General features: G+C 34.0%; 26 protein-coding genes. 15 read left to right on the top strand and 11 right to left on the bottom strand.

Annotated elements, in window-relative coordinates:
* Positions 1–75: 75 nt before the first annotated feature.
* Positions 76–1035, bottom strand: coding sequence for a hypothetical protein (locus ACNC7R_RS13640; protein WP_417941624.1), 960 nt, complete (start codon positions 1033–1035; stop codon positions 76–78).
* Between the two features lie 169 nt (positions 1036–1204).
* Here ACNC7R_RS13640 and ACNC7R_RS13635 point away from each other — a divergent pair, with 169 nt between their 5' ends.
* Positions 1205–2206 carry a zinc dependent phospholipase C family protein gene (locus ACNC7R_RS13635; RefSeq protein WP_417941623.1) on the top strand — a complete coding sequence of 334 codons (1002 nt, stop codon included), beginning with the start codon at positions 1205–1207 and terminating at the stop codon, positions 2204–2206.
* A gap of 75 nt (positions 2207–2281) precedes the next feature.
* Here the strand turns inward: ACNC7R_RS13635 and ACNC7R_RS13630 are convergent, their stop codons facing one another.
* The 3 genes from ACNC7R_RS13630 to ACNC7R_RS13620 all read right to left on the bottom strand — a co-directional run bounded on the left by ACNC7R_RS13630 (position 2282) and on the right by ACNC7R_RS13620 (position 6509).
* A complete protein-coding gene (locus ACNC7R_RS13630) occupies positions 2282–3184 on the bottom strand; it encodes a right-handed parallel beta-helix repeat-containing protein (protein WP_417941622.1) in 903 nt (300 codons plus the stop codon).
* A gap of 400 nt (positions 3185–3584) precedes the next feature.
* The gene (locus ACNC7R_RS13625) at positions 3585–4217 is read right to left on the bottom strand and encodes an MCP four helix bundle domain-containing protein (protein WP_417941621.1); all 633 of its coding nucleotides are present in this window, start codon (positions 4215–4217) and stop codon (positions 3585–3587) included.
* A gap of 201 nt (positions 4218–4418) precedes the next feature.
* Positions 4419–6509: an LTA synthase family protein gene (locus tag ACNC7R_RS13620; protein WP_417941620.1), complete on the bottom strand. Its 2091-nt coding sequence runs from the start codon at positions 6507–6509 to the stop codon at positions 4419–4421.
* Positions 6510–6713: 204 nt separating this feature from the next.
* Between ACNC7R_RS13620 and ACNC7R_RS13615 the strand changes: the two genes are divergently transcribed.
* From ACNC7R_RS13615 to hisIE, 12 genes are all read left to right on the top strand, one after another.
* Positions 6714–7376, top strand: a complete 663-nt coding sequence (locus ACNC7R_RS13615; RefSeq protein WP_417941619.1) for a response regulator transcription factor — start codon at positions 6714–6716, stop codon at positions 7374–7376.
* A gap of 1 nt (position 7377) precedes the next feature.
* Entirely contained in the window at positions 7378–8763 is a 1386-nt protein-coding gene (locus ACNC7R_RS13610) for a sensor histidine kinase (protein WP_417941618.1), read from the top strand.
* Between the two features lie 305 nt (positions 8764–9068).
* Positions 9069–9926, top strand: a complete 858-nt coding sequence (gene hisG, locus ACNC7R_RS13605; protein ID WP_417941617.1) for an ATP phosphoribosyltransferase — start codon at positions 9069–9071, stop codon at positions 9924–9926.
* Between the two features lie 99 nt (positions 9927–10025).
* The gene (gene hisD / locus ACNC7R_RS13600) at positions 10026–11321 is read left to right on the top strand and encodes a histidinol dehydrogenase (protein WP_417941616.1); all 1296 of its coding nucleotides are present in this window, start codon (positions 10026–10028) and stop codon (positions 11319–11321) included.
* Between the two features lie 82 nt (positions 11322–11403).
* Complete coding sequence (gene hisC, locus ACNC7R_RS13595; protein ID WP_417941615.1) at positions 11404–12453, top strand: histidinol-phosphate transaminase; 1050 nt, start codon at positions 11404–11406, stop codon at positions 12451–12453.
* A gap of 17 nt (positions 12454–12470) precedes the next feature.
* Positions 12471–12896, top strand: a complete 426-nt coding sequence (locus ACNC7R_RS13590) for a DUF2846 domain-containing protein (RefSeq protein WP_417941614.1) — start codon at positions 12471–12473, stop codon at positions 12894–12896.
* Positions 12897–12986: 90 nt separating this feature from the next.
* Positions 12987–14123, top strand: coding sequence for a bifunctional histidinol-phosphatase/imidazoleglycerol-phosphate dehydratase HisB (gene hisB / locus ACNC7R_RS13585; protein ID WP_417941613.1), 1137 nt, complete (start codon positions 12987–12989; stop codon positions 14121–14123).
* 74 nt (positions 14124–14197) lie between these two features.
* Complete coding sequence (locus tag ACNC7R_RS13580; protein WP_417941612.1) at positions 14198–14548, top strand: nuclear transport factor 2 family protein; 351 nt, start codon at positions 14198–14200, stop codon at positions 14546–14548.
* An 87-nt stretch (positions 14549–14635) separates the two neighbouring features.
* Entirely contained in the window at positions 14636–15217 is a 582-nt protein-coding gene (hisH, locus tag ACNC7R_RS13575; RefSeq protein ID WP_417941611.1) for an imidazole glycerol phosphate synthase subunit HisH, read from the top strand.
* 132 nt (positions 15218–15349) lie between these two features.
* Positions 15350–16072 carry a 1-(5-phosphoribosyl)-5-[(5-phosphoribosylamino)methylideneamino]imidazole-4-carboxamide isomerase gene (gene hisA, locus ACNC7R_RS13570; protein WP_417941610.1) on the top strand — a complete coding sequence of 241 codons (723 nt, stop codon included), beginning with the start codon at positions 15350–15352 and terminating at the stop codon, positions 16070–16072.
* Positions 16073–16158: 86 nt separating this feature from the next.
* Positions 16159–16914 carry an imidazole glycerol phosphate synthase subunit HisF gene (hisF, locus tag ACNC7R_RS13565; RefSeq protein WP_417941609.1) on the top strand — a complete coding sequence of 252 codons (756 nt, stop codon included), beginning with the start codon at positions 16159–16161 and terminating at the stop codon, positions 16912–16914.
* Between the two features lie 41 nt (positions 16915–16955).
* Positions 16956–17552: a bifunctional phosphoribosyl-AMP cyclohydrolase/phosphoribosyl-ATP diphosphatase HisIE gene (gene hisIE / locus ACNC7R_RS13560; RefSeq protein ID WP_417941608.1), complete on the top strand. Its 597-nt coding sequence runs from the start codon at positions 16956–16958 to the stop codon at positions 17550–17552.
* Between the two features lie 64 nt (positions 17553–17616).
* Here hisIE and ACNC7R_RS13555 read toward each other — a convergent pair whose 3' ends face one another.
* The 7 genes from ACNC7R_RS13555 to ACNC7R_RS13525 all read right to left on the bottom strand — a co-directional run bounded on the left by ACNC7R_RS13555 (position 17617) and on the right by ACNC7R_RS13525 (position 22793).
* Positions 17617–18549, bottom strand: a complete 933-nt coding sequence (locus ACNC7R_RS13555; RefSeq protein WP_417941607.1) for a transglutaminase — start codon at positions 18547–18549, stop codon at positions 17617–17619.
* Positions 18550–18569: 20 nt separating this feature from the next.
* Complete coding sequence (locus ACNC7R_RS13550; protein WP_417941606.1) at positions 18570–19421, bottom strand: substrate-binding domain-containing protein; 852 nt, start codon at positions 19419–19421, stop codon at positions 18570–18572.
* A 121-nt stretch (positions 19422–19542) separates the two neighbouring features.
* Positions 19543–20019 carry a DUF4265 domain-containing protein gene (locus ACNC7R_RS13545; protein ID WP_417941605.1) on the bottom strand — a complete coding sequence of 159 codons (477 nt, stop codon included), beginning with the start codon at positions 20017–20019 and terminating at the stop codon, positions 19543–19545.
* Positions 20020–20022: 3 nt separating this feature from the next.
* On the bottom strand, positions 20023–20406 hold the full coding sequence (locus ACNC7R_RS13540) for a VOC family protein (RefSeq protein WP_417941604.1): 384 nt from the start codon (positions 20404–20406) through the stop codon (positions 20023–20025).
* A 42-nt stretch (positions 20407–20448) separates the two neighbouring features.
* Complete coding sequence (locus tag ACNC7R_RS13535) at positions 20449–21318, bottom strand: nucleoside phosphorylase (protein WP_417941603.1); 870 nt, start codon at positions 21316–21318, stop codon at positions 20449–20451.
* Between the two features lie 95 nt (positions 21319–21413).
* Positions 21414–21746, bottom strand: a complete 333-nt coding sequence (locus ACNC7R_RS13530) for a translation initiation factor (protein ID WP_417941602.1) — start codon at positions 21744–21746, stop codon at positions 21414–21416.
* 96 nt (positions 21747–21842) lie between these two features.
* Positions 21843–22793 (bottom strand): isopenicillin N synthase family dioxygenase, encoded by a 951-nt coding sequence (locus ACNC7R_RS13525; protein WP_417941601.1) that lies wholly within the window; start codon positions 22791–22793, stop codon positions 21843–21845.
* Positions 22794–23039: 246 nt separating this feature from the next.
* On the opposite strand from ACNC7R_RS13525, the gene ACNC7R_RS13520 reads away from it, so the two are divergent.
* Both ACNC7R_RS13520 and ACNC7R_RS13515 read left to right on the top strand, forming a co-directional pair.
* Positions 23040–23789: a 4-hydroxy-tetrahydrodipicolinate reductase gene (locus tag ACNC7R_RS13520; RefSeq protein WP_417941600.1), complete on the top strand. Its 750-nt coding sequence runs from the start codon at positions 23040–23042 to the stop codon at positions 23787–23789.
* A 133-nt stretch (positions 23790–23922) separates the two neighbouring features.
* A complete protein-coding gene (locus ACNC7R_RS13515; RefSeq protein WP_417941599.1) occupies positions 23923–25899 on the top strand; it encodes an alpha-ketoacid dehydrogenase subunit alpha/beta in 1977 nt (658 codons plus the stop codon).
* The last annotated feature ends 18 nt before the right edge of the window (positions 25900–25917 follow it).

Below are 25917 nucleotides of genomic sequence, written 5' to 3'. Positions count from 1 at the left end.
AACTCATAAAGACTTTTTTTTACATTTTTAAACAGGCTCTAAATTAAACTTTTAAAGTTAGAGTTCAATGTAGTATTACTTAATATTATAATATTTCACAATAGGTTTTCCAACAATAGTGTACCATTTGCCATCAAACGAAAGGCGTTTTTCAATTGTAAAATTGAATTGTTTTTTTGTTTTCACCATTTCACTAAGCTCCTTAGGCATTTCTACTTCAAAGTCATCTTCAGTGCCTTTGGTCTTTTTATAGAATCCTGTAGTTGTAATGGCAAAATCCCTGAAAAACTTTTTCTTGCCATTATTCACAACCTTATATGTGCTAGACCATTCGGTACTGCCTTCGGCATTATTAGAAAGCCTGTAATCTCCAACTTCCATCAATGTTTGGTATTTCCCATTAAAACCCACAATAAGGTACAAATAGGCATTGTAAGGTCCGCCAGCGCCACCATTGGAATGTATGAGCGAAAATGCATATTGATCTTCTCCAATTTCAACCAGTTTTAAAGCAGGTATGTGAGAGAAAGCACCAAACGCAGCAATTGCAGGTTGATACGACTTCATTTCCCAGGCATTTCCATTTTTTGCAAATTTGGCTAATCCTAAAAGGCCTCCGCTAAAACGCCCTGTCTGTGATCCATCGGCATCATAAACAGAATGATTAAAAACCAACATTTTGAATTGATTTCCTTTTGAATCTGTATAATTAATTGTGGTATCAAGTCGTGTTGCAACTCCTTCTTTGTAAGGAAATAACGGGTCTTCTTCAACACCATTAACATCCGTATAGGTTGTAGGTTTACAAGTATTGCATTTCCAGCTTATAAAAGTGTTGTAGGAAGACTTTTTGTATAGCTTTCCGGGAAATAATTGCTGCATTGTTTTAACTCCATTTAGAGGATCTGGTATAGTCAATACTCGTTTGGAATTTAAAATGGTGTCACTAACGTTTTTCAACTGCACAATATCATCTTGTGCAACACAGAAAGAAGTAAAAATCAGGCAAAGAATCCCGCAATAAATTTGGCGCATATATTTAATTTTAAGTAAATGTCACACGAATTTACAAAGAAACTTTTAAATGAACTTATATTACTTATATGGTTTAAAAAATCATAAAAATTAAATTAACACAATATTAATTAGTATTCTTTTGAATTATCTTTAAATGAAATAAATTTGCAGTTCAAATAAACTTCAAATGAAAAACTTTAAAATAAAACCAAGACTAATTGCTATTTTTGCAGTTATAATTGGATTTTTGACCTTATCATGGGGAATCGTTGGCCACGAGCGAATCAATAAAGCGGCAGTAATGGCGCTGCCTCAACAACTTCAAGTCTTTTTTTATAATCATATTGATTTTATTACACAAGAAGCTTCTGTTCCAGATATTCGTAAATATGCTTTAAAGTATAAAGATGAAAACCCAAGACATTATATTGATTTGGAAAACTTCAATATTTCTGTTGACAGTTTGCCTAAAACTTTAGAAGAAGCAACTAAAAAATACGATGCAAAATTTCTGAATGACAACGGAATTCTACCTTGGTATATCGAAGACATGATGACCAAATTGACAAAAGCATTTAAAGAAAAAAACAGAGCCGAAATCTTATTTTTGGCTGCCGATTTAGGACATTACATTGGTGATGCCCACATGCCATTGCATACTTCTGCCAATCATGACGGACAATTAAGCGATCAAAAAGGAATCCACTCGCTTTGGGAAAGCAGATTGCCTGAACTTTTCGTGAAAAATTACAAATTAAATGTTCCTGAAGCGCAGTATTACGACGATGTTCACAAAGCAACCTGGGATATGATTAAAGATACACACAGTCTGGTTCAGCCGCTTTTGGCAGTCGACAAAAAACTAAGGACTTCAACTCCCGAAAATCAGGTTTTTGTTGTGGATTCTGAAGGGAAAATTGTGAAGAGCAAATACAATTCGGCTAAATTCTCAGACGAATATGCTGCCAAACTGCATGCAGAATTAAACGGAATGGTAGAAAACCAGATGAAAAAGGCCATTACAGCAACAGCAAGTTTTTGGTATACAGCTTGGGTAAATGCAGGAAAACCGGACTTAAGTGACTTAGATTCAAAGGAACTTACAAAACGTAACAGTAAAGCGTTAAAAGAAGATTTAAAGCTATTCCATAAAGGACAACTTTTCGGAATGCAGAATCAAAACGATTAAGAATTCTGTATTTTACTGCATAAAAAAGGCTGCCCTTTTCGGACAGCCTCTTGTTTTTTAGTACTTACAGATATATTAATACAATCTTGTAAACAATCCTTTTTTGTTTCCTGATCCTCCACTGCCAGTAATTGTAATATGTCCGGTATTTCCGTTACCGTCATAACCCCATGCTAAATTATTTGTTGCCGTATTATTGGTTACAGTATGTGCTACATTTTGTCCGGCGCTTCCTAATTTAAAACCGTTTCCGTCTCCATTACTTCCGAAACCATTGTTACTGGCTGTACAGTTTTTTATGGTAACAGTATAGGGCTGACCGTATAAATCCCATCCATCATCAGAATTGTGGTTTGCAGTGCATTTTTCAAAGACGTTGTTTTTTCCGGCAGATAATTTGCAGGCATAGCCATCTGCATTTTCTCCTCCATTTGCAGCATCATAATTATCGTTTGATTTACAGGAAAGAACGTAGTTATCATGCCCGCCATTGTAAATTTGCAAACCTGAGTCACCGTTTGATAGTGTAGATACATTATAAACATAATTATATCCGCCACTTTGAAAAACCAGACCACAGTCGGGAGCATTTTTAATTGTCATGTTAGTGATGTTCCAATAGCTGCCATTTACTTTTACACCCCAGCTGCCAGAAGGTAGTCCGGAACAATTCAGGGTACCACCTGTAATACTGATTTTTGAACTTGAAGTACCGCTTTTGGCTAATTCTAATGTTTGTGTAAGGTTTATTGTTCCGCTAATTGTGATAACATCTCCTGCAGCGGCTGAAGATACAGCAGATCGTAATGCACTTTCGTTTGTAACTGTACTGTTTTTTGCTGTAAGTGATTTGTTTTGTGTTACAGTTTCCTGAGAAGTTGTTGTTGATTCGTTTTCTTTTACAGGAGTATCATTCGTGTCACAAGAAGCGAAAAGAATGATACAACACATGATCAGTAACTTAAAATTTGTTTTCATAAATAATTTGGTTTGGTTAAAATGAGGTTATAAAACTGGAATTTTCCAGATACGTTAAATCATTGATTTCTAGTTGTTGTTTGTTTTGTAAACTTAAATAAAATTTCAATGTAAAATTAAATTATATTTAAAAAAAAATAAATTTAATTACGAATAATAAAATATTATGTAAAAAAAGTTGAATTAGTTCAATGTTTTGATTTTTTTTTAATCTTGAGCAAAATTCTTTTGAGGTTTAAGTTTAGAAAGATACAAGCACATCATTCCATTACCATTTTGAGATGGGATGTATTTAGAGTAGTTAAATAATGTTTGAATTGTAAAACAGAATATCTTAAGATATTGAATAAGTCGGTTTAAAGTTTAAGTCTTATACAATGAAGGTGTAAAATAGAAGTAGTTAATTGAGGCTCGGCGATCCCGGAATTTTAATGTTTTTTTTGTGCTTTTTTATAATAAGCAGATAGAAAGTAATGCCACCCAGAACGATTAGCAAACCTATCTCAAGTTGTCCAAGACTATTATTTCCGCTATACATAGCATTTGCGCTTTCTAGTTTTTCTTTTCCTTCTTTTACCTGAATTTCGGAAAGCAAAGTTAGCGTTTTCAAAGCTTTGTCGCATAATGGGACAATATGTTTCCAGTTTTTATTCTGTACATCTTTATTAATCGCAGCACATGAAGCCAGAAAACTATCAAAATGTATTTTTTCCTTTGGTGTCAACACTGTTTTAAAATACAAATCATCAATCGTGTGTATTATTTTCAGCGCATTTTTAATTTTGTCATTTTTGGAGACATCATTAAGATCCACTTTTTGTGCTTCCGATTTTATATAGTTAAGTTCATTCGCATACTGAAAAATATAGTAAGCTACAACCAGCCTGTCATTATAAATTGTATTAATGTTTTGGTTGACATTTTTAGAATTTTGCAGCGTATTAAAGTTGCTAAGCAGTATAATCAGCATTACAATCAGTAAAATAAAAGCAGCTTTGGTTTTGTTGCTGTATTTTTTTAAAAAGTCTTTCATTCTATAGATTTGTAAATTGGCTTTACATCAAATATACATAAATCTAACGTTTTAGAATAACGTAATTTAGAATGTTAACCAGAATGTTTTTAAGGAGCATTCTCGTGCTGTACGCTATATCTTTGCTGCCGAACCCCGGCAGCAAAGGATGCCGCTACCATCACGGCTAGGGCTTCAGGTTTCATAATACCAAAAGTCTTATCATTTTTGATATGCTTTTCTTTTCAATAAATCTGCAGCTGTCTGATAAAACGAAATAGTTTCATTTACTAAATCGGTTCTTTCAGTTTTCAAAGCTTTTTCTTCATAATGAATCTGATATTCTGGTAAAATGCCTTCTTTTGGAATTAAAGATAATTGATATTGTTTTACCTGCTGTTTTGGTGACAAAATAGTCAGCACATTATCCTTTATCATTCCTAAATCCTGATATGTTGCGATAAAAGCTCTTGGTTTGTAATCTGGTTTAAAAACATCCTGTCCGCAAAACTTGCTTTCGTAATCAAAATGCAGCAGTCCGAAAAGTGTTGGCATTAAATCGATTTGAGACATAAGCTTATTGTATTTTTCAGCTTTGACAAACGGACTGTAAATAAAAGCCGGAATTCGGTATTTATCTAATGGCAGCTCTGTTTTTCCGGCGCTTGAAGCACAATGATCGGCGACAATTACAAAAACAGTATTTTTAAACCAGGACTGTTTACCTGCCATTGCAAAGAATTTCTTTAATGCATAATCCGTATATTTTACGCCTCCGTCCCGTGATTTAGCATCTCCGCTAATATCAATTTTATTATTAGGATATGTAAAGGGTCTGTGATTGCTGACAGTCATAATATGATTAAAGAATGGTTTTCCTTCTTTTGCTTCAGCATTCATAATTTTTATGGCTTTATTGTACATGTCTTCATCACACACTCCCCAAACATTCGAAAACGTAATTTCCTCATCTGTAAAGTTTGATTTGTCAACGATTTCATATCCGTTACCAGAATAAAAATCCCTCATATTGTCAAAAAAAGCATCACCTCCGTACATGAATTTTACATTATATCCTTTTTGTTTAAAAATGTTTCCGGTTGAGAATTTGTTTTTATTGTCTTCACGTTTTACTATGCTTTCACCGGCAGAAGGCGGTAAGCATAAAGTTACAGCTTCCAGACCGCGAACGGTTCGGTTTCCTGCAGCATATAAATTGGTAAACTGAAGGCTTTTTTGCGCTAAACTATCTAAAAACGGAGTTATATTATTTTCGTTACCATACATTTTCATGAATTCGGCACTGTAACTTTCAATAGTAATGAGAACTACGTTTTTATGCGTTTCTGCAGAATCATTTTCTATTTTTCGGTTAGTAGTTTCTCCTGAAATAGCTGGAAACTGCTGTTTTAAAATTGCAAAAGCATTTTTATTTGGCATTGTTTTGTAAAACTTGAAATAATCCAGATCATTGTTTTTAAATGCTAAGTAAAATTTATATAACCCGTTAGACTGTAATTCATTAACAAAAACATTTCTCGAATTTTCTGTTTTAGCCAGAGTTGGAATTGCAAATAATGAAACTAAGAACAAAACGGTATAAAGTACCGAAATTTTTATTTTCTGGCTCAATGACGGAATCTCATCAATATAAATTCTTGACTTTTTCAGAATAAAATAAGTAACAATAGCGGTTATCAAAAACAACCCCGAAAATATTGGAACAACAGGATAAGACTCCATAATGTTTCCTATAACTTCATTTGTATAAATTAAATAATTTACGGCTATAAAGTTATATTTAACTCCAAATTCATTCCAAAAGAAATATTCACTTATTCCATTTTGCAGAATCAATAGAACATATAGAAAAATAACAAAGGCAAATAGCCAGAATCTGGCTCTCTCTTTCACTTTCGGAATAAATAAAAAGACTGCAAATAAAGCAGTTTTTATTCCTATAAAAACGGTAACAATTTCAGGCAAAGCACCTCCATATTCATCAAAAATGCTTTTTCCTGAAGCAATATATAAGAGTAGGAGAGTTAGAAAGCCCAGAATTATATAACCTGAAGGTTTGCTGTATTTGGAATCAGAAATAAAAATTAAATAGAGCCATAAAAAAGCACTTAAAATTATAAAAACAAACAAATCATTTAACAAGCCCACACTGAAGATTTTAATGATTTCAAAAAAGCTAAAAGAACTTTGAGTTACAGGATGTAAAATCAGTACAATGCGCAACACAAAACTGATAGTGAAATAAAATGATGCAAGATTGTAAAATGGTGAAAGCTTCTTGTAAAATGTCATGTGTTTTTTTTGTAAAATTAATTTCGATTGATTAATTACAGATTAATAAAAACTATTCCTTTCTTAACACAGTCTTAAAATTCACTTAAGATAGCTGTGTTTTTTTGTGATCACATTTTTAAGCATTTATGCCATACAAAATTTTTTATCTTTGATAAAAAATGATTATAAATATATAAATAAAATCTTAATAAATTAAATAAGATGCATATTTTAATAGTTGAAGATGAGGTAGGTATTGTTCAGTTTTTGAAACAGGGACTGGAAGAAGAGGGGTATGAGATAACTACTGCAAGTGATGGCTTAACAGGTTTTGAACTAACACAAAGCCGGCAATTCGATTTGATTTTGCTAGACTGGATGCTGCCAAAAATCAGCGGGATAGATCTTTGTAAAGCTATCAGGATTAAAAATCAAACCACACCTATTATTTTTCTAACGGCTAAAGATACGGTCAAAGAAACTGTAGAAGGACTGAGAGCCGGAGCAAATGATTACATCAAAAAACCTTTTAGTTTTGAAGAATTAGTAGAACGTATAAAAGTCCATTTCAGAGACCAAAAAGATTTCGAAACATTGACTTTAGGAAGTATTAAAATTGATTTATCAAAGTATATCGTTTTAAAAAATGATGATGAAATTGCCCTTACGCAAAGAGAATTCGAATTGTTGGTTTATTTGATCAAAAATAAAGGAAAGGTATGCACCAGGAATCAGATTTTAAAAGATGTATGGGATATTAATTTCGAATATGATACCGGAGTTATAGATGTTTTTATGAATGCTATCAGAAAAAAACTGAATTTAAAAATTGAAGAAGACTATATAAAAACAATCCGTGGTGTAGGATATATTGCAAACGACTAACATGATACAACTTTCCTTTAGAAACAGAATAGCCTTAAATTATATTCTCATAACCGGTTTATTAATTTTGGTAGTTTTTTCTGCGATTTATTTGACAGTAAAATTCACGGTTTATAAACATCTTGATGAAAATTTACGGATCGAAATTGAGAATCATTTAAAAGAGATCAAAATAGAAGATGACAGGTTTATCCTGATAGATGAAGAAGAGTGGGAGGAACGCGAACATAACTCAGTAGATGTAAATCCGGTTTTTGTCCAGTTTTTGGATGTAAATAAAAAAGTAATCGAAAAATCACCAAACTTAAAAAATGAAAATCTTGTATTTCATGAGGATTTAAGATTTTATAAAACATTTGATACGACCTTATTAAAAAGTCCTGTAAGACAGATTCAGGTTCCTCTTGAAATAAAATCAAACAAAATTGGTTATCTGATTATTGCGATGCCGCTTACAGATTCGGCCAAAGTTTTAAATAACCTTTTTGAGACTTTGCTGATTACCTTTCCTGTAATTTTAGTGCTGTTATTTTTGATTGCACGCTTTTTTGCCGGAAGAAGTATCAGGCCCATCAATGCAATTACAGATATTTCTGGGATGGTCACAAAAGATAATCTAAAAGCCCGGATCCCACTTCCTAAAAAACGTGATGAATTATATACGCTTTCTGAAACCATCAATAGTCTATTAAGTAGGATTGAAGATGCGGTGGAACGTGAAAAACAGTTTACTTCAGATGCTTCGCATGAATTGAGAACTCCTTTAACGGTCATTAAGGGAACTCTTGAAGTTTTAGTTAGAAAACCTCGTAACAATAAGGAATACGAAGAAAAAATAAATTATTGTATTAACGAAGTCGATCATTTAAATATCCTCGTGGATCAGCTTCTGATGCTGGCAAGATTCGAGAATCAGAGGCAAAATATTTTAAATGAGTCTGTTTATCTCAATGCAGTCATTCTGGATGTCATTACGCTGAACTCAACAAAAATAAGCAGTAGAAAGCTCAATATAAAAGTTGATGCTCAGGAAGATTATTACATAAACTCAGATAATTATCTTATTGCAACTATTTTAAGAAATATCATATCAAATGCTGTCAAATACACGAATCAAGAAGATGAGATATCGATTTCTTTGTTTAAAGAAAGCAGCAAAATAATTTGTAAAATTTCAGATAACGGAATTGGGATTGAACAAAAAGATTTAGAAGCTGTTTTTAATCCATTTTTCAGATCAAATTCTGACTTACATCCCGAAGTGAAAGGAACAGGACTAGGATTGTCTATTGTAAAACGTTTTACAGAACTACTCGGCATTAAGTTTCAGATAAACAGTAAAATTAATGAAGGAACTGAAGTGATTCTGGAATTTAATGAAGAATAGTATAACATCATTCCTGTCAAATCTGTTAAAAGTATCTTCAAATCCTTTTTTTAACAATAAACTGCTGTTAAGTTAAAATAAAAATTGTTTTTTTATGAAATTAACCTGTATATTTGCATCCGAATCAAAGAATAAAAAATGTTTATAAACCAGTTACATCATCATCATTTTCATAATTGCTCTCAGGCGATGTGTTAATGTATGGATGTAAATCATCATATTTTAAAACCCGTTTGAGTACATCAAACGGGTTTTTTATTCCCTATTCTTTGTACTCAAACTATTAATTAAACAAAAAAAGAAAAATGAGTACTTTAAAAATTGCAATTCAGAAATCAGGCCGTTTAAACGAAGACAGCATTCAGATTTTAAAAGACTGTGGTATTTCAATTAACAACGGAATAGATCAGTTAAAAGCCGAAGCTTCGAATTTTCCTCTTGAAGTTTTATATTTAAGAAATTCTGATATTCCCCAATATTTAATTGATGGAGTAGTAGATTTGGCAATTGTAGGGGATAATCTTTTAGTAGAAAAAGGAAAAGGAATTGAAGTGGTTCAGAAATTAGGATTTTCAAAATGTAAAGTTTCTGTAGCGGTTCCTAAAACTTTTGAATATAATTCGGTTCAGGATCTGGCAGGTTTGAGAGTTGCGACTTCATATCCAAATACAGTTAACGAATATTTTGGTTCATTCGGATTAACGGTTGATATTCACCAGATTTCCGGATCGGTAGAAATTGCACCTAATATTGGTCTTGCCGATGCGATTGTTGATATTGTTTCAAGTGGAAGTACTTTGTTTAAAAACAATTTAAAAGAAGTTGAAGTAATTTTGAAAAGTGAAGCTGTTTTAGCGGTTTCTCCAAAAGTTTCACCTGAAATTCAAAAGCACATTGACACGTTAAAATTCAGGATTCAGTCTGTTTTGAGAGCCAGAAATTCAAAATACATTTTGATGAACGTGCCAAACGACAAGATTGATGAAATTGGTAAAATCTTACCGGTTTTAAGAAGTCTTACCGTTTTACCATTGGCTCAGGAAGGATGGAGCAGCGTACATTCCGTAATCGATAAAGATACTTTTTGGGACGTAATCGATCAGTTGAAAGAAGCCGGGGCGGAAGGTATTCTAGTTTGTCCAATTGAGAAAATGGTCTTGTAGAAATTATAAATCTAAAATTTCAAACTTTGCTAACCTTGCGGTTTAAGACAAAGAATATAAAAAGAACCTAGCGCTCTTTGCGGTTAAAAAACAACAACGATGAATAAAATAAATAACCCAAAACCGGATACCTGGTCAGAAATATTAAAAAGGCCTACGAAAACAATCGATGATATCGAAGTTACGGTTAAAGAAATATTTAAAGAAGTACAGAAAAAAGGAGATGAAGCGGTTGCGAAATATACTTCTATTTTCGACGGAATTGCTTTAGATCATTACGAAGTTACTCCAGAAGAAATTCAGGAAGCTGTTAATTTAGTTTCGGACGAATTGAAAGAAGCCATACTGCTGGCTAAAAACAATATTTATAAATTTCACTCTGCACAAAAAACAGAAAGAATTTCAATTGAAACGATTGAAGGCGTAAACTGCTGGCAGGAAAAAAGACCGATTCAGAAAATCGGACTGTATATTCCGGGCGGAACAGCTCCTTTGTTTTCAACGGTTTTAATGCTGGCTGTTCCTGCTGAAATTGCAGGATCGAAAGAAATTGTTTTGTGCTCGCCTCCGGATAAAAACGGAAAAATCAATCCTGCTATTTTGTACTCTGCCAATCTATGTGGCGTAACTAAAATATTAAAAGTAGGCGGAATCCAGGCTATTGCGGGAATGACATTTGGAACACAGTCGATTCCGAAAGTGTTTAAAATTTTCGGTCCCGGAAATCAGTTTGTAACGGTGGCTAAACAATTGGCAACACAATTTGGCGTTGCAATTGATATGCCTGCTGGACCATCAGAATTATTGGTAGTGGCTGACGACACTGCAGTTCCTGCCTTTGTAGCCTCAGATTTGTTGTCTCAGGCAGAACATGGAGGGGACAGTCAGGTAATTTTGGTTTCGACTTCGAAAAAACTGATTGGCGCTGTTGAAAAAGAAATAGAAATTCAGCTTGAAGCACTTCCAAGAAAAGAGATTGCACAAAAAGCTATTGCCAATTCTAAATTGATTTTTGTTGAAAATGATAAAATTGCTTTAGACCTAATCAATGAATACGGACCGGAGCATTTCATTATCTGTTCAGAATATGATGATTTTTACTGCAACGGAATAGTAAATGCAGGTTCTGTTTTTATTGGAAATTATACTCCCGAAAGCGCCGGAGATTATGCTTCGGGAACAAACCACACGTTGCCTACAAATGGTTATGCGAAAAATTACAGCGGAGTAAATCTGGATAGTTTTATGAAATCCATGACTTTTCAGAAAATTTCAGAAAAAGGAATTCAAAATATTGGGCCAGCAATTGAACTTATGGCTGAAGCTGAAGGATTACAGGCGCATAAAAATGCTGTGACTTTACGTCTGCAGTCCTGCGAGGTTTCTAAAACCTAGTAGGTCTTTATTTATAATTTATAATCTGTGATAACTAATACCTACAAGGTTTTGAAAACCTTGCAGGAATAAAAACAAACCAATGCGTACATTCGATATAAATACAATAACACGTGAAAATGTAAAATCTTTAAAGCCATATTCGTCCGCACGCGATGAATTTGAAGATTTTGATACAGCCGAAATGATTTTTCTGGATGCTAATGAAAATCCTTTTCAGAATGGAGTAAATCGTTATCCCGACCCACAGCAGAATTCGGTTAAGGCAATTTTAGCTAAGAATAATAATGTAAAACAAAGCCAGATTTTATTAGGAAACGGAAGTGATGAAGTATTGGATCTGCTTTTCAGAGCTTTTTGTGAACCAAAAACAGACAATATTATTTCACTGCCTCCCACATACGGAATGTACAGCGTTCTGGCGAATATCAATGCCGTAGAAAACAGAGAAGTTTTGCTTTCAACAGATTTTCAGCCACAGGTGGAGAAAATTTTAGAAGCGGTTGACGATAATACTAAAATGATCTTTTTATGTTCGCCAAACAATCCAACCGGAAATTCTTTCTCAGACGAAAGTGTGATAAAGTTGCTTCAGAATTTTAAAGGTTTAGTGGTAATTGATGAAGCTTACATTGATTTCTCGGATAAAGAAAGCTGGCTGATTAAAATTGAGGAATATCCTAATCTGGTGATTACACAAACACTTTCAAAAGCATACGGTCTGGCCGGAATACGATTGGGAATTTGTTACGCCTCAGAAGCTGTAGTTTCAATTTTAAACAAAATCAAACCTCCCTATAATGTAAACGAGCTGACGCAGCAAAGGGCGATTGCCCGTTTGAATGACGGTGAAAAGATAAAACAAGAAATTGCGTCAATCATCGAACAAAGAGAAGAATTGCTGAAAGTTTTAGCAGATGTTGCTTTTGTTGAAAAAGTTTATCCTACAGAAGCTAATTTTGTATTGGTAAAAGTGGATGATGCCAATAAAAGATACGATCAGTTGATTGAAAAAGGAATTGTGATTAGAAACAGAACTACTCAGCCTTTATGCGAAAACTGTCTTCGTTTTACGATTGGTATTCCTGAGGAAAACATGAAATTGATAGAAGTCTTAAAAAGAATTAGTTAAAACATAAACCACTTCAAATGAAAAAAACAGTCTTTACATTTTTAGTTTTTTTAATAGTTATAGCAACCGTTCAGGCGCAAGATACTCAGCAAAAAACAGAAACTGGAAAAATTTATTTCCTTCGTTCAACAGGTTTTGCAGGTTCTGCTCAGGCTTTTAAAACATTTATTGATGAGCAGTTTGTTTGCAAATTAAATAACAAAAAGTATTCAATCCATGAAGTTTCTACAGGAAAGCATACATGTTCAGTACAATTTGGAGGGAAAAAATCAAAGGAAGGTGCTGAAAAATTTGAAATTTTAGTCGAACCAGGTAAAATAACTTATGTTCAAGTTGTTTTTGAAACGGGCATGTGGGTCAATAATATTTATTGCGAAGAAATAACAGAGAACACGGCTAAAAAGAAAATGGAACAAATGACTGAAGATACTGAATGCAAATAGTATCTTAACTCATTAATCATATCTGGAACGTAAAATAAGCAGATATTAAATTATAAATTCTCTAAAATTTTTGTTCATAAAATAAAAACAATGAAAAAAGTACTTTTTATCGATCGTGACGGAACGATTGTTTTAGAACCTGAAAATTATCAATTAGACAGTCTGGATAAATTGGAGTTTTATCCGAAAGCATTTCAGTATCTGGCTAAAATTGCTAATGAGCTGGATTATGAACTGGCAATGGTAACTAACCAGGATGGATTAGGAACCGATAGTTTTCCGGAAGATACGTTTTGGCCAACGCAGAACTTTATTCTGAGAGCTTTTGAAAACGAAGGTGTTTTGTTTGATGATATTTTTATTGACCGATCGTTTCCGGAAGATAATGCGCCAACACGCAAACCAAGAACCGGAATGTTGACAAAGTATATTGATAATCCAAATTATGATCTGGCAAATTCTTTTGTGTTAGGAGATCGTCTGACAGATGTTGAATTGGCGAAAAACTTAGGAGCAAAGGCGATTTTCATGAATTTGACTGACGGGGCAGGAAGTACCGAAATTTCATCAAAACGCGAAGAATTGGATGAAACAATTGTTCTTCAGACTACTGACTGGAAAACGATTTATGAGTTTTTAAAATTAGAGGCTCGTTCTGCTTCAATTACCCGTAAAACGCATGAAACGGACATTTACATCAATCTGAATCTGGATGGAACTGGAAAAAGTAAAATTGATACCGGAATTGCTTTCTTTGACCATATGTTGGATCAGATTTCACGTCACGGTCAAATGGATTTGGAAATTCTGGTGAAAGGCGATTTAGAAGTTGATGAACACCATACGATTGAAGATACAGCAATTGCGCTTGGAGAAGTTTTTGCAAAAGCGTTAGGAAATAAATTAGGGATTGAACGTTACGGTTTCTGTTTGCCAATGGACGATTGTTTAGCGCAGGTTGCGATTGATTTCGGAGGAAGAAACTGGCTGATTTGGGAAACCGAATTCAAACGTGAAATGGTAGGCAAAATGCCAACAGAAATGTTTTTCCATTTCTTTAAATCTTTCTCAGACGGCGCAAAAGCCAATATCAATATCAAAGCGGAAGGCGATAACGAACACCATAAAATTGAAGCGATTTTTAAAGCTTTTGCTAAAGCCATAAAAGTGGCCGTAAAAAGAGATACTGAGAAAATGATTCTGCCGAGTACAAAAGGAATGTTGTAAAAAATGTTTCAAGTTTCAGGTTTCACGTTCTGTTGTGTAACTTGAAACTTGAAACAAATTCAAACAAAAAAGAGATGGAAGCGAAAAAGTTTGCCAAAGAATGGATTGATTCCTGGAATTCTCATGATTTAGAGGATATCATGAAGCATTATTCGGAAGAAATTGAAATTACAACGCCAATGTTAAAATTGGCTGCCGGAATTGAAAGCGGATCGCTGCAGGGAAAAGAGCAGGTAAGGGCATATTGGCAGAAAGCTTTGACTAAAATTCCTGATTTGCATTTTGAACTGATAGAAGTTACATCAGGGGTTGATTCTGTGGCGCTTTACTATAAGTCGGTTATGAATAAAATGGCAATTGAAGTTATGTTTTTTGATGAAAACGGATTGGTAAATAAAATGATTGCCCATTATACTGATTTGTAAAAGAGTTAAAAATTGTTTCAAGTTTCAAGTTTCACGTTCTGTAAAGCAACCTGAAACCTGAAATCTGAAACTTTCAAACAAAAAGAAATGAAAATAGTAATTATAAATTACGGAGCAGGAAATATTCAGAGCATTATGTTTGCTATTGAAAGACTGGGTTTTAAAGCCGTTCTGAGCAACAATCCGGAAGAAATTCAGGCGGCAGACAAAGTGATTTTCCCGGGTGTGGGTGAAGCAAGTTATGCCATGAAAAAACTGAAAGAAAGCGGTTTGGATACCTTAATTCCGACTCTGAAACAGCCTGTTTTTGGAATCTGTCTGGGAATGCAGTTAATGTGCAATAAGACAGAGGAAGGAAATACTGAAGGTTTAGGGATTTTCGATGTCGATGTAATCAAATTTTCAAACAAGGTAAAAGTACCACAAATGGGCTGGAATCAGATTTATGATTTAAAATCGGATTTGTTTAAAGGAATTCCAGAGAATGAATTTATGTATTTAGTGCATAGTTTTTACGCTCCAAACTGCGTTGAAGCGATTGCAACAACAAATTATGAATTAGAATACGCATCGGCATTACAAAAAAATAATTTTTACGGAACACAATTTCACCCTGAGAAAAGTGGTGCAATTGGTGAGAAAATATTAGAAAACTTCTTGAAAATGTAATTCAATAGTAATATCAATATCAAAAATCAGTTACAATATCAATTTTAAAATATCTGAAATCAAAAATCGTTAATCAACAATCAAAAATGAAGACTTTACGACTTTAGACTTTCAAACTTTAAGACTAAATAAATGAGAATAATACCAGCCATAGATATCATTGACGGAAAATGCGTTCGTTTATCCAAAGGGGATTATGACACCAAAATAATTTATAATGAAAACCCGCTTGAAGTGGCGAAATCATTTGAAGCACACGGAATTGAATACCTGCATTTAGTAGATCTTGACGGTGCGAAATCAAGTAAAATTGTCAATTATAAAATTTTAGAACAAATTGCAACGCAAACCAGTTTGAAAATTGATTTTGGCGGCGGTTTAAAATCCGATGATGATTTGAGAATTGCTTTTGAAAGCGGTGCAAACCAAATTACAGGCGGAAGTATTGCCGTAAAAAACAGAAGCATTTTCGAAAAATGGATTTCTGAATATGGTTCAGATAAAATTATTTTAGGAGCTGATGCAAAAGACGAAAAAATTGCGGTTTCAGGCTGGCTGGAAGATTCAGATGAAGATTTGATTCCGTTTATTCAGGATTATCAAAGTAAAGGAATCCAGTATGTTATTTGTACTGATATTGCCAAAGACGGGATGCTGGAAGGGCCAAGTTTTGACTTATACGGAAAAATCTTAGCTGAAGCCAAAGGTATAAAACTTATCGCTTCGGGTGGAATTTCAACTTTTGATGAATTGCCAAAATTAGCCGAATTAGGCTGTGAAGGAACTATAATCGGGAAAGCAATTTACGAGGGAAGAATCACTTTGAAACAACTGGAGAACTTCATAATTACATAATGAGAAAATTAGTCAATTAGATAATTATTTAGCAAAAACAAAAAATTATCTAATTATCTAATTCTCAAATTGACACATTAAAAGAAATGTTAGCAAAAAGAATCATACCCTGTTTGGATATAAAAAACGGAAGAACTGTAAAAGGCGTAAATTTTGTAGATTTGCGTGATGCGGGCGATCCGGTTGAACTGGCTGAAATCTATTCGGCTGAAGGTGCGGATGAACTGGTTTTTCTCGATATTTCGGCTACGGAAGAAAGACGCAAAACGCTGGTGAATATGGTACGAAGTGTGGCGGAAAAAATTAATATTCCGTTTACGGTTGGCGGCGGAATTTCATCTGTTGAGGACGTTGAAATCCTGTTGAATAATGGAGCCGACAAAGTTTCGATCAATTCATCGGCAGTAAAAAATCCACAATTGATTAATGACCTGGCCCAGAAATTTGGGAGCCAATGTGTGGTGGTTGCTATTGATGCCAAACAAATTGACGGGCAATGGATCGTACATTTGGTGGGCGGAAAAGTACCAACACAATTGAATTTATTTGATTGGGCTGTTGAGGTAGCTGAAAGAGGAGCTGGAGAAATTTTATTCACTTCAATGGATAATGACGGAACTAAAAATGGTTTTGCAAATGAAGCTTTGGCAAAATTATCAACTTTGATTAACATTCCGATTATTGCTTCGGGAGGAGCTGGAAATATGCAGCATTTCGTAGATTCCTTTAAAGAAGGAAAAGCAGATGCGGCTTTGGCAGCAAGTGTTTTTCACTTTAAAGAGATCGAAATAAAAGCTTTGAAACAAGAGTTAAAAAATAACAATATAGAAGTCCGAATTTAGTTTTAACTTTAAGACTTTCGGCTTTACAACTTTAGACGAATATGGAAATAGATATCAAAAGCGCCCACGGATTAATTCCGGCGATTATTCAGGATTCAGAGACTAAAAACGTCCTGATGCTGGGATATATGAATGAAGAATCGCTTCAAAAAACAATAGAAACGCAAAAAGTGACTTTTTTCAGCCGATCCAAACAAAGACTTTGGACAAAAGGAGAAGAAAGTGGTAACTTTTTGAATCTGGTGAGTATTAAAAATGACTGCGATGGCGATACGCTTTTGATTCAGGCAAAACCTGTGGGTCCAATATGTCATACAGGTGCTGATACGTGCTGGCAGGAACCAAATGATGCTCATTATGGTTTTATTTCCCAGTTAGAAAACACAATCAAAACCCGCAGGGAGAATGCAGATTCTGAGAAAAGTTATGTTGCTTCTCTATTTGAAAAAGGAATCAATAAAATAGCTCAAAAAGTAGGTGAAGAAGCAGTAGAAGTGGTTATCGAAGCCAAAGATAACAACGATGACTTATTCCTGAGCGAAAGTGCTGATTTGCTTTTTCATTACCTGATTTTGTTACAGGCAAAAGGATATCAGTTAAACGATGTAATTGATGTTTTAAAGAAACGTCAGAAGTAGTTTTCAATAAAAGATATTAAAAAGCCTGTCAGGAATTTAAGTTTTCTGACAGCTTTTTTGCTTTCTAATTAAGCGTTAATGCCCCTAAAATTTCTTCGTACATAAAAGGACCGCCGGGATATTTGGCAGTGTAATCCAGATTCATCCAGACTTGTCCGCGTTCGTCGATATGATAATGAATTATTTTTCCTTTACTTTCTTTCACAAAAAGGACATTTTTAATTAGGTAATTGACCTTTTCCAGATCAATTAAAGACCCAATCAGTATTTCGGGATAAATATGGCCTTTGGTGTGAATCAATCTCGGTGTTCCGCCAATAGAACGAATGGCAGCAGCCATTAAAATCGAATGATCGTCACAGTCTCCGGAAAAATATTCTAAAGATTCAGTAGCGGTAGCAATATAATCACCTTCTTTTGGATCGTTAACATAATTCCATCGATGATTAATTTCTTTAAAAACAGCAAAGCACTGAATGATGGTTCTGTAATCAGAATACCCCCTGATCCCTTTGAAATGTTTTGTAGTTGCCATAATGGCAAAATTTCGAACCTTAGGATTCTGATACTCTATGGCGTTGATAATTTTGGTTTTATTAGGAAACGGAAGTAATTTCGCCACAATGATATCCTGAGGGAAAGGATTGTCAGACATGGTATAAATCATCGAATTATAGTCTTCGGATATTTCGGTAAAGCCATAATTGCCTATGACTGTTCCATAAAATAAAACTAATAAGTATAACGCAATACAAATTAAGATGATGGTCCGTAACAACATCAGCAGAAAGTAAATTGCCGCAAAAACAATTAAAAAAATCAAAATACGGTCTAAATTAAAAGGCCATTTTAAGTCAATCAGATTTTGGTGTAATATGATAAAAACCGGTATGGTAATCAAAAGACTTAATAGCATAATAATGATCCTATCCCAGGGAGATTTTACCTGTAATTTGGATTTTAATTGCGGAAAGTCAATTTTTGGAAATTTTATCATAGTATTAAAAAGCAGTGTTTTTACATCGCTTTTACGGTTTCAACAAAAGTACTTTTTTTATCAATAATTCCCAGATCAAATAACTGATTTTGAATCTTGATAAATGCTTTTTCGGTTAAATTTTTTTGAGACCATTGTGTCAGTTTTAGCCATTCCTGAATATCTTCCAGTCTTTGGTCAAAGATAGCAGCCAGTGTTTTGTCAATATCCGGGATTTGGGTAAAATCGCGTGTAGTATTATTAATAATTTCCAGTATTTTCTCCATTAGTTTAGGATTTTTTTTCAAAAAATCATCATGTGCAGCAATTACAAAAGACGGCCATGGAGTAGGGCAATCGCCTAAACGCCTGAAAATACCTTTATCAACCAGAGGTTTGGTCATAAAACGCTCCCACATGAAATAATCAGCAGTCTCATTTGTAAGTGCTTCTACAGCACCGTCTATGGTGTTGACAATTTTAAATTCTAAATTATCAGTTTCCCAGCCCTGTTCGTCGGCATTAACATATGCCATTAATTGAGATCCTGATCCTAATCGTGAAATAGCCACTTTTTTATTTTCAAGATCTTTTATAGCATGAAACTCAGATGTGGCTGCAACATGAATACCCCAAATTAAAGGTGACTGCACGTAAATCTGAACAATTTTACCTGGATTTCCGGCTACAATGTCCTTTATAATGCCCTCCGTCAAAATAACAGCAATATCTGTTTCTCCATCGCGTAGCATCTGACACATTTTACCAGTGCCTTCTGGGATATCTTTCCATTGTAAATCTATATTTTCAGCTTCAAATTCACCATTTTCAATGCATAGTCGCCATGGCAAATTGAAATGTTCAGGTACACCTACAATTTTTACTGTTTTCATTAAGTTTAAGTTTTTAGATAAGCTGTTTTGGTATGTTTTTAACTGTTTGGATTGTTAGATTTCTTAGATTATTTAATTATTATATTTTAAAAAATATCTCATTATCAAATTGATACATTCTCTAATTTTTTAATAAATCAGTTCTGTGTTTTTCAGAAAGGCACGGTTCTGCAAACTCTATAATCTCCTGTAATTCGTACTGGCTCAAAAGGTTGTTTACTGCTGCGTAATCTACATTTTTTGGAACTTCAAGTGCAAATAATGTTTCATTTAAGCTTTCTGAAACGCAATGAACTAATTTTAATTCTTCACGAATTATTTCCTTATCGAATCCTTTTTCTAAAATTACAACCTGGAGAATTGAATTCCCAGAACTTTCTATAGTTTTTTTGTAAACAAGCGTACCTTCGTCTTTATCGAATTCAGCGAAGAAAATATCATCAGTTGCAATTAAAGGTCCGAAAAAGGGAATATTATCTAGTTTGAAAATTCCTTTTTCCAAATCAATAATTTCTGCCCACATGGTTTCAACTACTGTATTTTCAAGTAAATCACTGTAATATCTGAATACTATTTTTTTATGCGTTTCTACTTGCATTCTTTAAACATTTAGAGCTTTTAAAGGCGATATTACAATACGGTATCCGTCCGGATCCTGAAACATTTTGCCATTTTCATTCCAGTATGGATTAATAGCCGGGATGATTGAAATATTGTTGTTTACCACTTTTTTTATTAAGGTATTATATTTCAAAATTGTTTTTGGATAAAGTACAATGATATCATCTTCATCAAATTTATGATCAATTTTGGTTTTAGATTGTGTGAACTCAAAATACCAGTCTAAATCAGGTTTTCCAATGAAAAGGCCATCATAATTATTATGGTTTTGAAAGCCGCCAAGTCTTTCAAAACCTAAAATATTGACGTAAAAATGTTCAATAGTCTCTAAATTATTTGTATGCCGGGCGACTCTTAGCATCATAGTTTTATAATTTTTAAATAAATTATCTAATTTTCAGATTAATTATTTTGCTGTTAATTTGTCTAAAGTATAGGTAATCAGTTCATCAACTGCTTTATAAGGATCTGGACTAAAAGTTCCCGAAGCACGATTTGCAATAATAGCATTTAATGACAAAGCATTGTGTCCCAATAATGCTGAAAGTCCATAAATAGCAGCAGTTTCCATTTCCAGGTTTGTGATTCGGTTATCATTAAAATCAAAATTATCCATTTTGTTGTTTAATTCCTCATCCTGAATATTTAAACGAAGAACACGTCCCTGAGGGCCATAAAACCCTCCGGCAGTGGCTGTAATTCCTTTAAAAATCCTATCGCTTTCAATTATTCTTTCTAATGTCTCTGAACAGGAAATTACATACGGTCTTCCTTTTCTGATATCCCAGTTGGTATGCAGAATAAAAGCATCTTCAATCGCATTATGGGAAACATTATCAATTAGGTAGGAGCGAAGCATATTATCGAGTCCTAATCCAAATTTAGACATTACAAAGCTGTCAACAGGTATATCAGCCTGCAATGAACCCGATGTTCCGATTCTGATAATATTTAAAGACGTTAGTTCTTTTTTGGGAAGACGGGTTTCCAAATCGATATTAACCAGGGCGTCTAATTCGTTTAGCACAATGTCAATATTGTCAGGTCCAATTCCGGTTGACATTACTGTGATTCTTTTGCCCTTGTAAATTCCGGTCTGGGTTTTGAATTCTCTTTTTTGTGTAGAATATTCAATCGAGTCAAAAAACTGCGTAATTTTTTCAACCCTGTTTTGATCTCCCACAAAAATTATATCGTGGGCTATGTGTTCAGGTCGAAGGTTTAAGTGATAAACACTCCCATCTGGGTTGAGTATTAATTCTGATGCCTGTATCATTTTTTTAAGTTGCTAAGGTTCTGAGATACTAAGTTGCTAAGGTTTTTGTTTCAGATTTCAAGTTAAGTAGATAACTTTAAACAAGAAACTATTTTTTATCCACCAACCCGTTTTGTTTTAAAGCCTTTTTCTTTTAAAATTGCCATAATTTTATCACGGTAATCTCCCTGGATTATTATAGAATCATCTTTAAAAGTACCGCCCACGCTCAGTTTTGTCTTGATTTCTTTAGCCAGGATTTTAAAATCTTCATCAGATCCTTCGTAACCTTCGATGATGGTCGTTGCTTTTCCTTTTCGTTTTTCGAATTTGCAGATCATAGGCTCTTTTTGTACATAAAGTACATGCTCCAGTTCCTGAACCTCTTCTGGTTCATTTGATTCTACGTGATCCGGGAATAAATTTTTTAACTGATCTTTAAAGTCCATATTGATTAAAATAATTTTATAGTTTCTAAAAATTAAATTCCAAATTCCAAAACTATACATTTGGAATTTGGAATTTAAAAATTGAGATTTAAAAGTTTATTTTTTAATTAAGCCTAATTCTACCAGACGTTCATGTAAAAATTCGCCGGCTGAAATATCTTCATATTTCTTAGGATTTTCTTCATCAATACAGTTTTCTAAACAATCCAGGCGCATATCGCTTACAGGATGCATAAAAAACGGAATTGAATAGCGTGAGGTTCCCCATAATTCTCTTGGTGGGTTTACTACCTGATGTATTGTAGATTTTAATTTGTTGTTCGTGTGTCTTGATAACATATCTCCCACATTAATTACCAATTCATCATCTGCAGCAATGGCATCAATCCATTCTCCATTATGATTCTGAACTTGTAATCCTTTACCCTGAGCCCCCATCAAAAGCGTAATTAGGTTGATATCGCCGTGAGCAGCAGCACGGATGGCGTTTTCGGGTTCAGAAGTAATCGGAGGGTAATGAATTGGTCTTAAGATAGAATTCCCTTCTTTTGCATATTCATCAAAATAGAATTCATCAAGACCTAAGTGCAAGGCCAGTGCTCTTAATACATAAACCCCCGTTTTTTCTAGCATTTGATAAGCTTCTTTACCAACTTCGTTAAAACGAGGCAACTCCTTAACCTCAACATTGTCTGGATATTCAGAATCCCATTTCGAATCCTTGTCAACATACTGGCCAAAATGCCAGAACTCTTTTAAATCTCCCTCTTTTCGTCCTTTAGCATGTTCTTTTCCAAATGATACATAACCTCTTTGCCCGCCTATTCCGGGAATTTCGTAATTGTGTTTGGTTTCTAATGGCAAGGCGAAAAATTTTCGAATTTCACCATAAAGTTCGGTTACCAGCTGGTCATCCAGAAAATGACCTTTTAAGGCAACGAAGCCAATGTTTTCAAATGCACTGCCGATTTCATTTACAAATTTTTGTTTACGTTCCGGGTCGCCCGAAAGGAAATCACGTAAGTCTACACTAGGAATGTTTTGCATACTTTACATTTTTATTTTAAAAAAAGGCTTTAGGCCTATATAACAAAGGTAGATAATATTTTAGATTTCAATTTTAAAAAATACTATAAAATTGGATTTTCTCTTTACTAATTTAGTAAAAAGGAGAAGTAGAAAAATTTGATTAAACTCTAATTTTGAACTTGTTTTGCTTTAAAAAGATGTTAATAATTCTTAAAAAGATGAGTTTTTAAATAGAAAATGCTATTTTTATAAAAAAAGGGCACAATGAAAATAGGACTAATCGGATTTGGAAAAACGGGTAAAGCAGTAGCTTCGGTTTTATTGCAAAACAAAAACATTTCGCTTAAATGGGTGTTGAAAAGAAGTCATATTTTAGAGAATCGTACTACAGCTGAGTATCTTGGAATTGATTCTGAGGAAACAAGCAAGATATATTCAATTAAGAATACTTCGATAACAGAACTGCTGGATAATGAACCTGTTGATATGATAATTGATTTTTCTTCAGCTTCAGGAATTTATAGCTATGGGGAGGAAGCAAGTATTCGAAAGGTAAAAATTATATCTGCGATTTCTCATTATTCAAATAAAGAAAAAGATTTTTTGAAATCACTTTCAAAACTCACTACTGTATTCTGGAGTCCTAACATTACGCTTGGTGTAAATTATCTTTTATTTGCTTCTAAATTCTTGAAGAAAATTGCACCCTGGGTTGATATCGAAATTATTGAGGAACATTTTAAGGGTAAAGATGGTATTTCAGGGACTGCACTTAAAATTGCAGAAACACTGGAACTAGAAGAAAATGATATAAATTCTGTAAGAGCAGGAGGCATAGTAGGCAAACACGAAGTCGTTTTTGGATTCCCTTTCCAGACAGTCAGGCTGATTCATGAAAGTATTTCCCGTGAAGCTTTTGGTAGCGGAGTTATGTTTGTTGCTGAAAATTTAAAAGATAAGGAAAAAGGGTTATATAACTTTGAAGATATTTTGTCTCCTTATTTTGTTGCTTAAAGAAATTTAGGCTAAAAATCTCTTAATATAAATGTAATTGAGGTGTAGTTTCATTTTTTAGAAGTATTTGTTTCACTATTAGTATTTGAGTTGTTATATTTTAATATATTTGAAATACTAAAACAGAAACAAAATGATCTTTTACAGACAAGACCTGACTGATACTCAATTACTGGATTTATATAAAAAAATACTCAGACCACGTTTGATCGAAGAAAAGATGCTTATCCTGATCCGACAGGGCAAAGTATCAAAATGGTTTTCAGGAATTGGTCAGGAGGCAATTGCAGTAGGCGTTACAGCTGTTTTGGATGAGTCAGAATATGTATTGCCTATGCATAGAAATCTGGGGGTTTTTACTTCAAGAGATATTCCTTTGTACCGATTGTTTTCGCAATGGCAGGGAAAAGCAAATGGTTTTACAAAAGGAAGAGACCGCAGTTTTCATTTTGGAACCCAGGAATATAAAATTATTGGAATGATTTCGCATCTGGGACCTCAGTTAGGCATTGCAGATGGGATAGCTTTGGCAAATAAACTTGAAAATAATAAAAAAATAACAGCTGTTTTTACCGGAGAAGGCGCAACCAGCGAAGGTGATTTTCATGAAGCTCTAAATATTGCTGCAGTCTGGAAATTACCAGTAATGTTTATCATTGAAAATAACGGTTACGGACTTTCTACACCTACAAATGAACAGTATATGTGCGAAAATCTGGCAGATAAGGGCATTGGTTATGGTATAGAAAGTCATATTATAGACGGAAACAATATTCTGGAGATTTACAACAAACTCTCAAAGCTCAAAGAACAGATGCAGGAAAATCCCCATCCGGTTTTATTGGAATTCAAAACCTTTAGAATGCGCGGACATGAAGAGGCAAGCGGTATAAAGTATGTTCCGCAGGAATTAAGGGATGAATGGAGTAAAAAAGACCCTGTTACCAATTATAGAAGATTTTTAATAGAAAGCGGGGTTCTTACAGTAGAATTTGATGAACAGCTTCATAATGAAATCAAACAGGAAATTGATGAAAATTTAGCTATAGCAAATGCAGAACCGGAAATTGTTCCAACTTATGAAGGAGAATTGGCAGATGTTTATAAGCCTTATGAGTATGAAGAGTTCGGTCATTCATCAGAATCTAAGAATATTCGTTTTATAGATGCCATCAGAACAAGTCTGGAACAGTCTATGAAGCACCATGATAATCTTGTCATGATGGGGCAGGATATAGCAGAATATGGAGGTGCTTTTAAAATAACTGATGGTTTTGTTGAGTTTTTTGGAAAAGCACGTGTTCGAAATACACCAATCTGTGAAAGCGCCGTGGTTTCAACAGGAATGGGATTATCAATTAACGGCTATAAAGCAATTGTTGAAATGCAATTTGCAGATTTCGTTTCAACAGGTTTTAATCCGATTGTAAATTTACTGGCTAAATCGCATTATCGATGGGGCGAAAAGGCCGATGTTGTAGTACGCATGCCTTGTGGCGGAGGAACTCAGGCAGGGCCATTTCATTCACAGACAAATGAAGCCTGGTTTACCAAAACCCCAGGACTGAAAGTTGTATATCCTGCTTTTCCGTATGATGCTAAAGGTTTATTAAATGCTTCAATAAACGATCCGAATCCTGTTTTGTTTTTTGAGCATAAACTGTTATACAGAAGTATTTATCAGGATGTACCGAACGATTATTATACGATTCCGTTAGGAAAGGCAGCACTTATTAAAAAAGGTGAAAAAATAACTATTATTGCCTTTGGTGCAACGGTACACTGGGCATTGGAAACATTAGAAAAGCATCCGGATGTTGACGCTGATTTGATTGATTTAAGAACGTTACAGCCTTTGGATACAGAAACAATTTTTGCATCTGTTAAAAAAACGGGAAAAGTGATTATTTATCAGGAAGATACTTTGTTTGGCGGAGTTGCCAGCGATATATCCGCTTTGATCATGGAACAGTGTTTTGAATATCTGGACGGTCCGGTAAAAAGAGTCGCTAGTTTAGATTCTCCGATTCCGTTTACAAAAGCTCTGGAAGATCAGTTTTTGCCAAAAGTACGATTTGAAAAAGAACTTATGGATTTGCTGGCATATTAAAATCAAAGTAAATCTGGG

It is taken from the genome of Flavobacterium adiutor (genome assembly GCF_048282555.1).
GTDB lineage: Bacteria > Bacteroidota > Bacteroidia > Flavobacteriales > Flavobacteriaceae > Flavobacterium.
Note: the sequence above shows the minus strand (reverse complement) of the source record. Positions and strands in the feature narration are given on the sequence as shown.

Bases quoted from the DNA above. Each gene is read 5' to 3' on its own strand.
- ACNC7R_RS13640 (WP_417941624.1), bottom strand. From the start codon at position 1,035: ATGCGCCAAATTTATTGCGGGATTCTTTGCCTGATTTTTACTTCTTTC.
- ACNC7R_RS13635 (WP_417941623.1), top strand. From the start codon at position 1,205: ATGAAAAACTTTAAAATAAAACCAAGACTAATTGCTATTTTTGCAGTT.
- ACNC7R_RS13630 (WP_417941622.1), bottom strand. From the start codon at position 3,184: ATGAAAACAAATTTTAAGTTACTGATCATGTGTTGTATCATTCTTTTC.
- ACNC7R_RS13625 (WP_417941621.1), bottom strand. From the start codon at position 4,217: ATGAAAGACTTTTTAAAAAAATACAGCAACAAAACCAAAGCTGCTTTT.
- ACNC7R_RS13620 (WP_417941620.1), bottom strand. From the start codon at position 6,509: ATGACATTTTACAAGAAGCTTTCACCATTTTACAATCTTGCATCATTT.
- ACNC7R_RS13615 (WP_417941619.1), top strand. From the start codon at position 6,714: ATGCATATTTTAATAGTTGAAGATGAGGTAGGTATTGTTCAGTTTTTG.
- ACNC7R_RS13610 (WP_417941618.1), top strand. From the start codon at position 7,378: ATGATACAACTTTCCTTTAGAAACAGAATAGCCTTAAATTATATTCTC.
- hisG (WP_417941617.1), top strand. From the start codon at position 9,069: ATGAGTACTTTAAAAATTGCAATTCAGAAATCAGGCCGTTTAAACGAA.
- hisD (WP_417941616.1), top strand. From the start codon at position 10,026: ATGAATAAAATAAATAACCCAAAACCGGATACCTGGTCAGAAATATTA.
- hisC (WP_417941615.1), top strand. From the start codon at position 11,404: ATGCGTACATTCGATATAAATACAATAACACGTGAAAATGTAAAATCT.
- ACNC7R_RS13590 (WP_417941614.1), top strand. From the start codon at position 12,471: ATGAAAAAAACAGTCTTTACATTTTTAGTTTTTTTAATAGTTATAGCA.
- hisB (WP_417941613.1), top strand. From the start codon at position 12,987: ATGAAAAAAGTACTTTTTATCGATCGTGACGGAACGATTGTTTTAGAA.
- ACNC7R_RS13580 (WP_417941612.1), top strand. From the start codon at position 14,198: ATGGAAGCGAAAAAGTTTGCCAAAGAATGGATTGATTCCTGGAATTCT.
- hisH (WP_417941611.1), top strand. From the start codon at position 14,636: ATGAAAATAGTAATTATAAATTACGGAGCAGGAAATATTCAGAGCATT.
- hisA (WP_417941610.1), top strand. From the start codon at position 15,350: ATGAGAATAATACCAGCCATAGATATCATTGACGGAAAATGCGTTCGT.
- hisF (WP_417941609.1), top strand. From the start codon at position 16,159: ATGTTAGCAAAAAGAATCATACCCTGTTTGGATATAAAAAACGGAAGA.
- hisIE (WP_417941608.1), top strand. From the start codon at position 16,956: ATGGAAATAGATATCAAAAGCGCCCACGGATTAATTCCGGCGATTATT.
- ACNC7R_RS13555 (WP_417941607.1), bottom strand. From the start codon at position 18,549: ATGATAAAATTTCCAAAAATTGACTTTCCGCAATTAAAATCCAAATTA.
- ACNC7R_RS13550 (WP_417941606.1), bottom strand. From the start codon at position 19,421: ATGAAAACAGTAAAAATTGTAGGTGTACCTGAACATTTCAATTTGCCA.
- ACNC7R_RS13545 (WP_417941605.1), bottom strand. From the start codon at position 20,019: ATGCAAGTAGAAACGCATAAAAAAATAGTATTCAGATATTACAGTGAT.
- ACNC7R_RS13540 (WP_417941604.1), bottom strand. From the start codon at position 20,406: ATGATGCTAAGAGTCGCCCGGCATACAAATAATTTAGAGACTATTGAA.
- ACNC7R_RS13535 (WP_417941603.1), bottom strand. From the start codon at position 21,318: ATGATACAGGCATCAGAATTAATACTCAACCCAGATGGGAGTGTTTAT.
- ACNC7R_RS13530 (WP_417941602.1), bottom strand. From the start codon at position 21,746: ATGGACTTTAAAGATCAGTTAAAAAATTTATTCCCGGATCACGTAGAA.
- ACNC7R_RS13525 (WP_417941601.1), bottom strand. From the start codon at position 22,793: ATGCAAAACATTCCTAGTGTAGACTTACGTGATTTCCTTTCGGGCGAC.
- ACNC7R_RS13520 (WP_417941600.1), top strand. From the start codon at position 23,040: ATGAAAATAGGACTAATCGGATTTGGAAAAACGGGTAAAGCAGTAGCT.
- ACNC7R_RS13515 (WP_417941599.1), top strand. From the start codon at position 23,923: ATGATCTTTTACAGACAAGACCTGACTGATACTCAATTACTGGATTTA.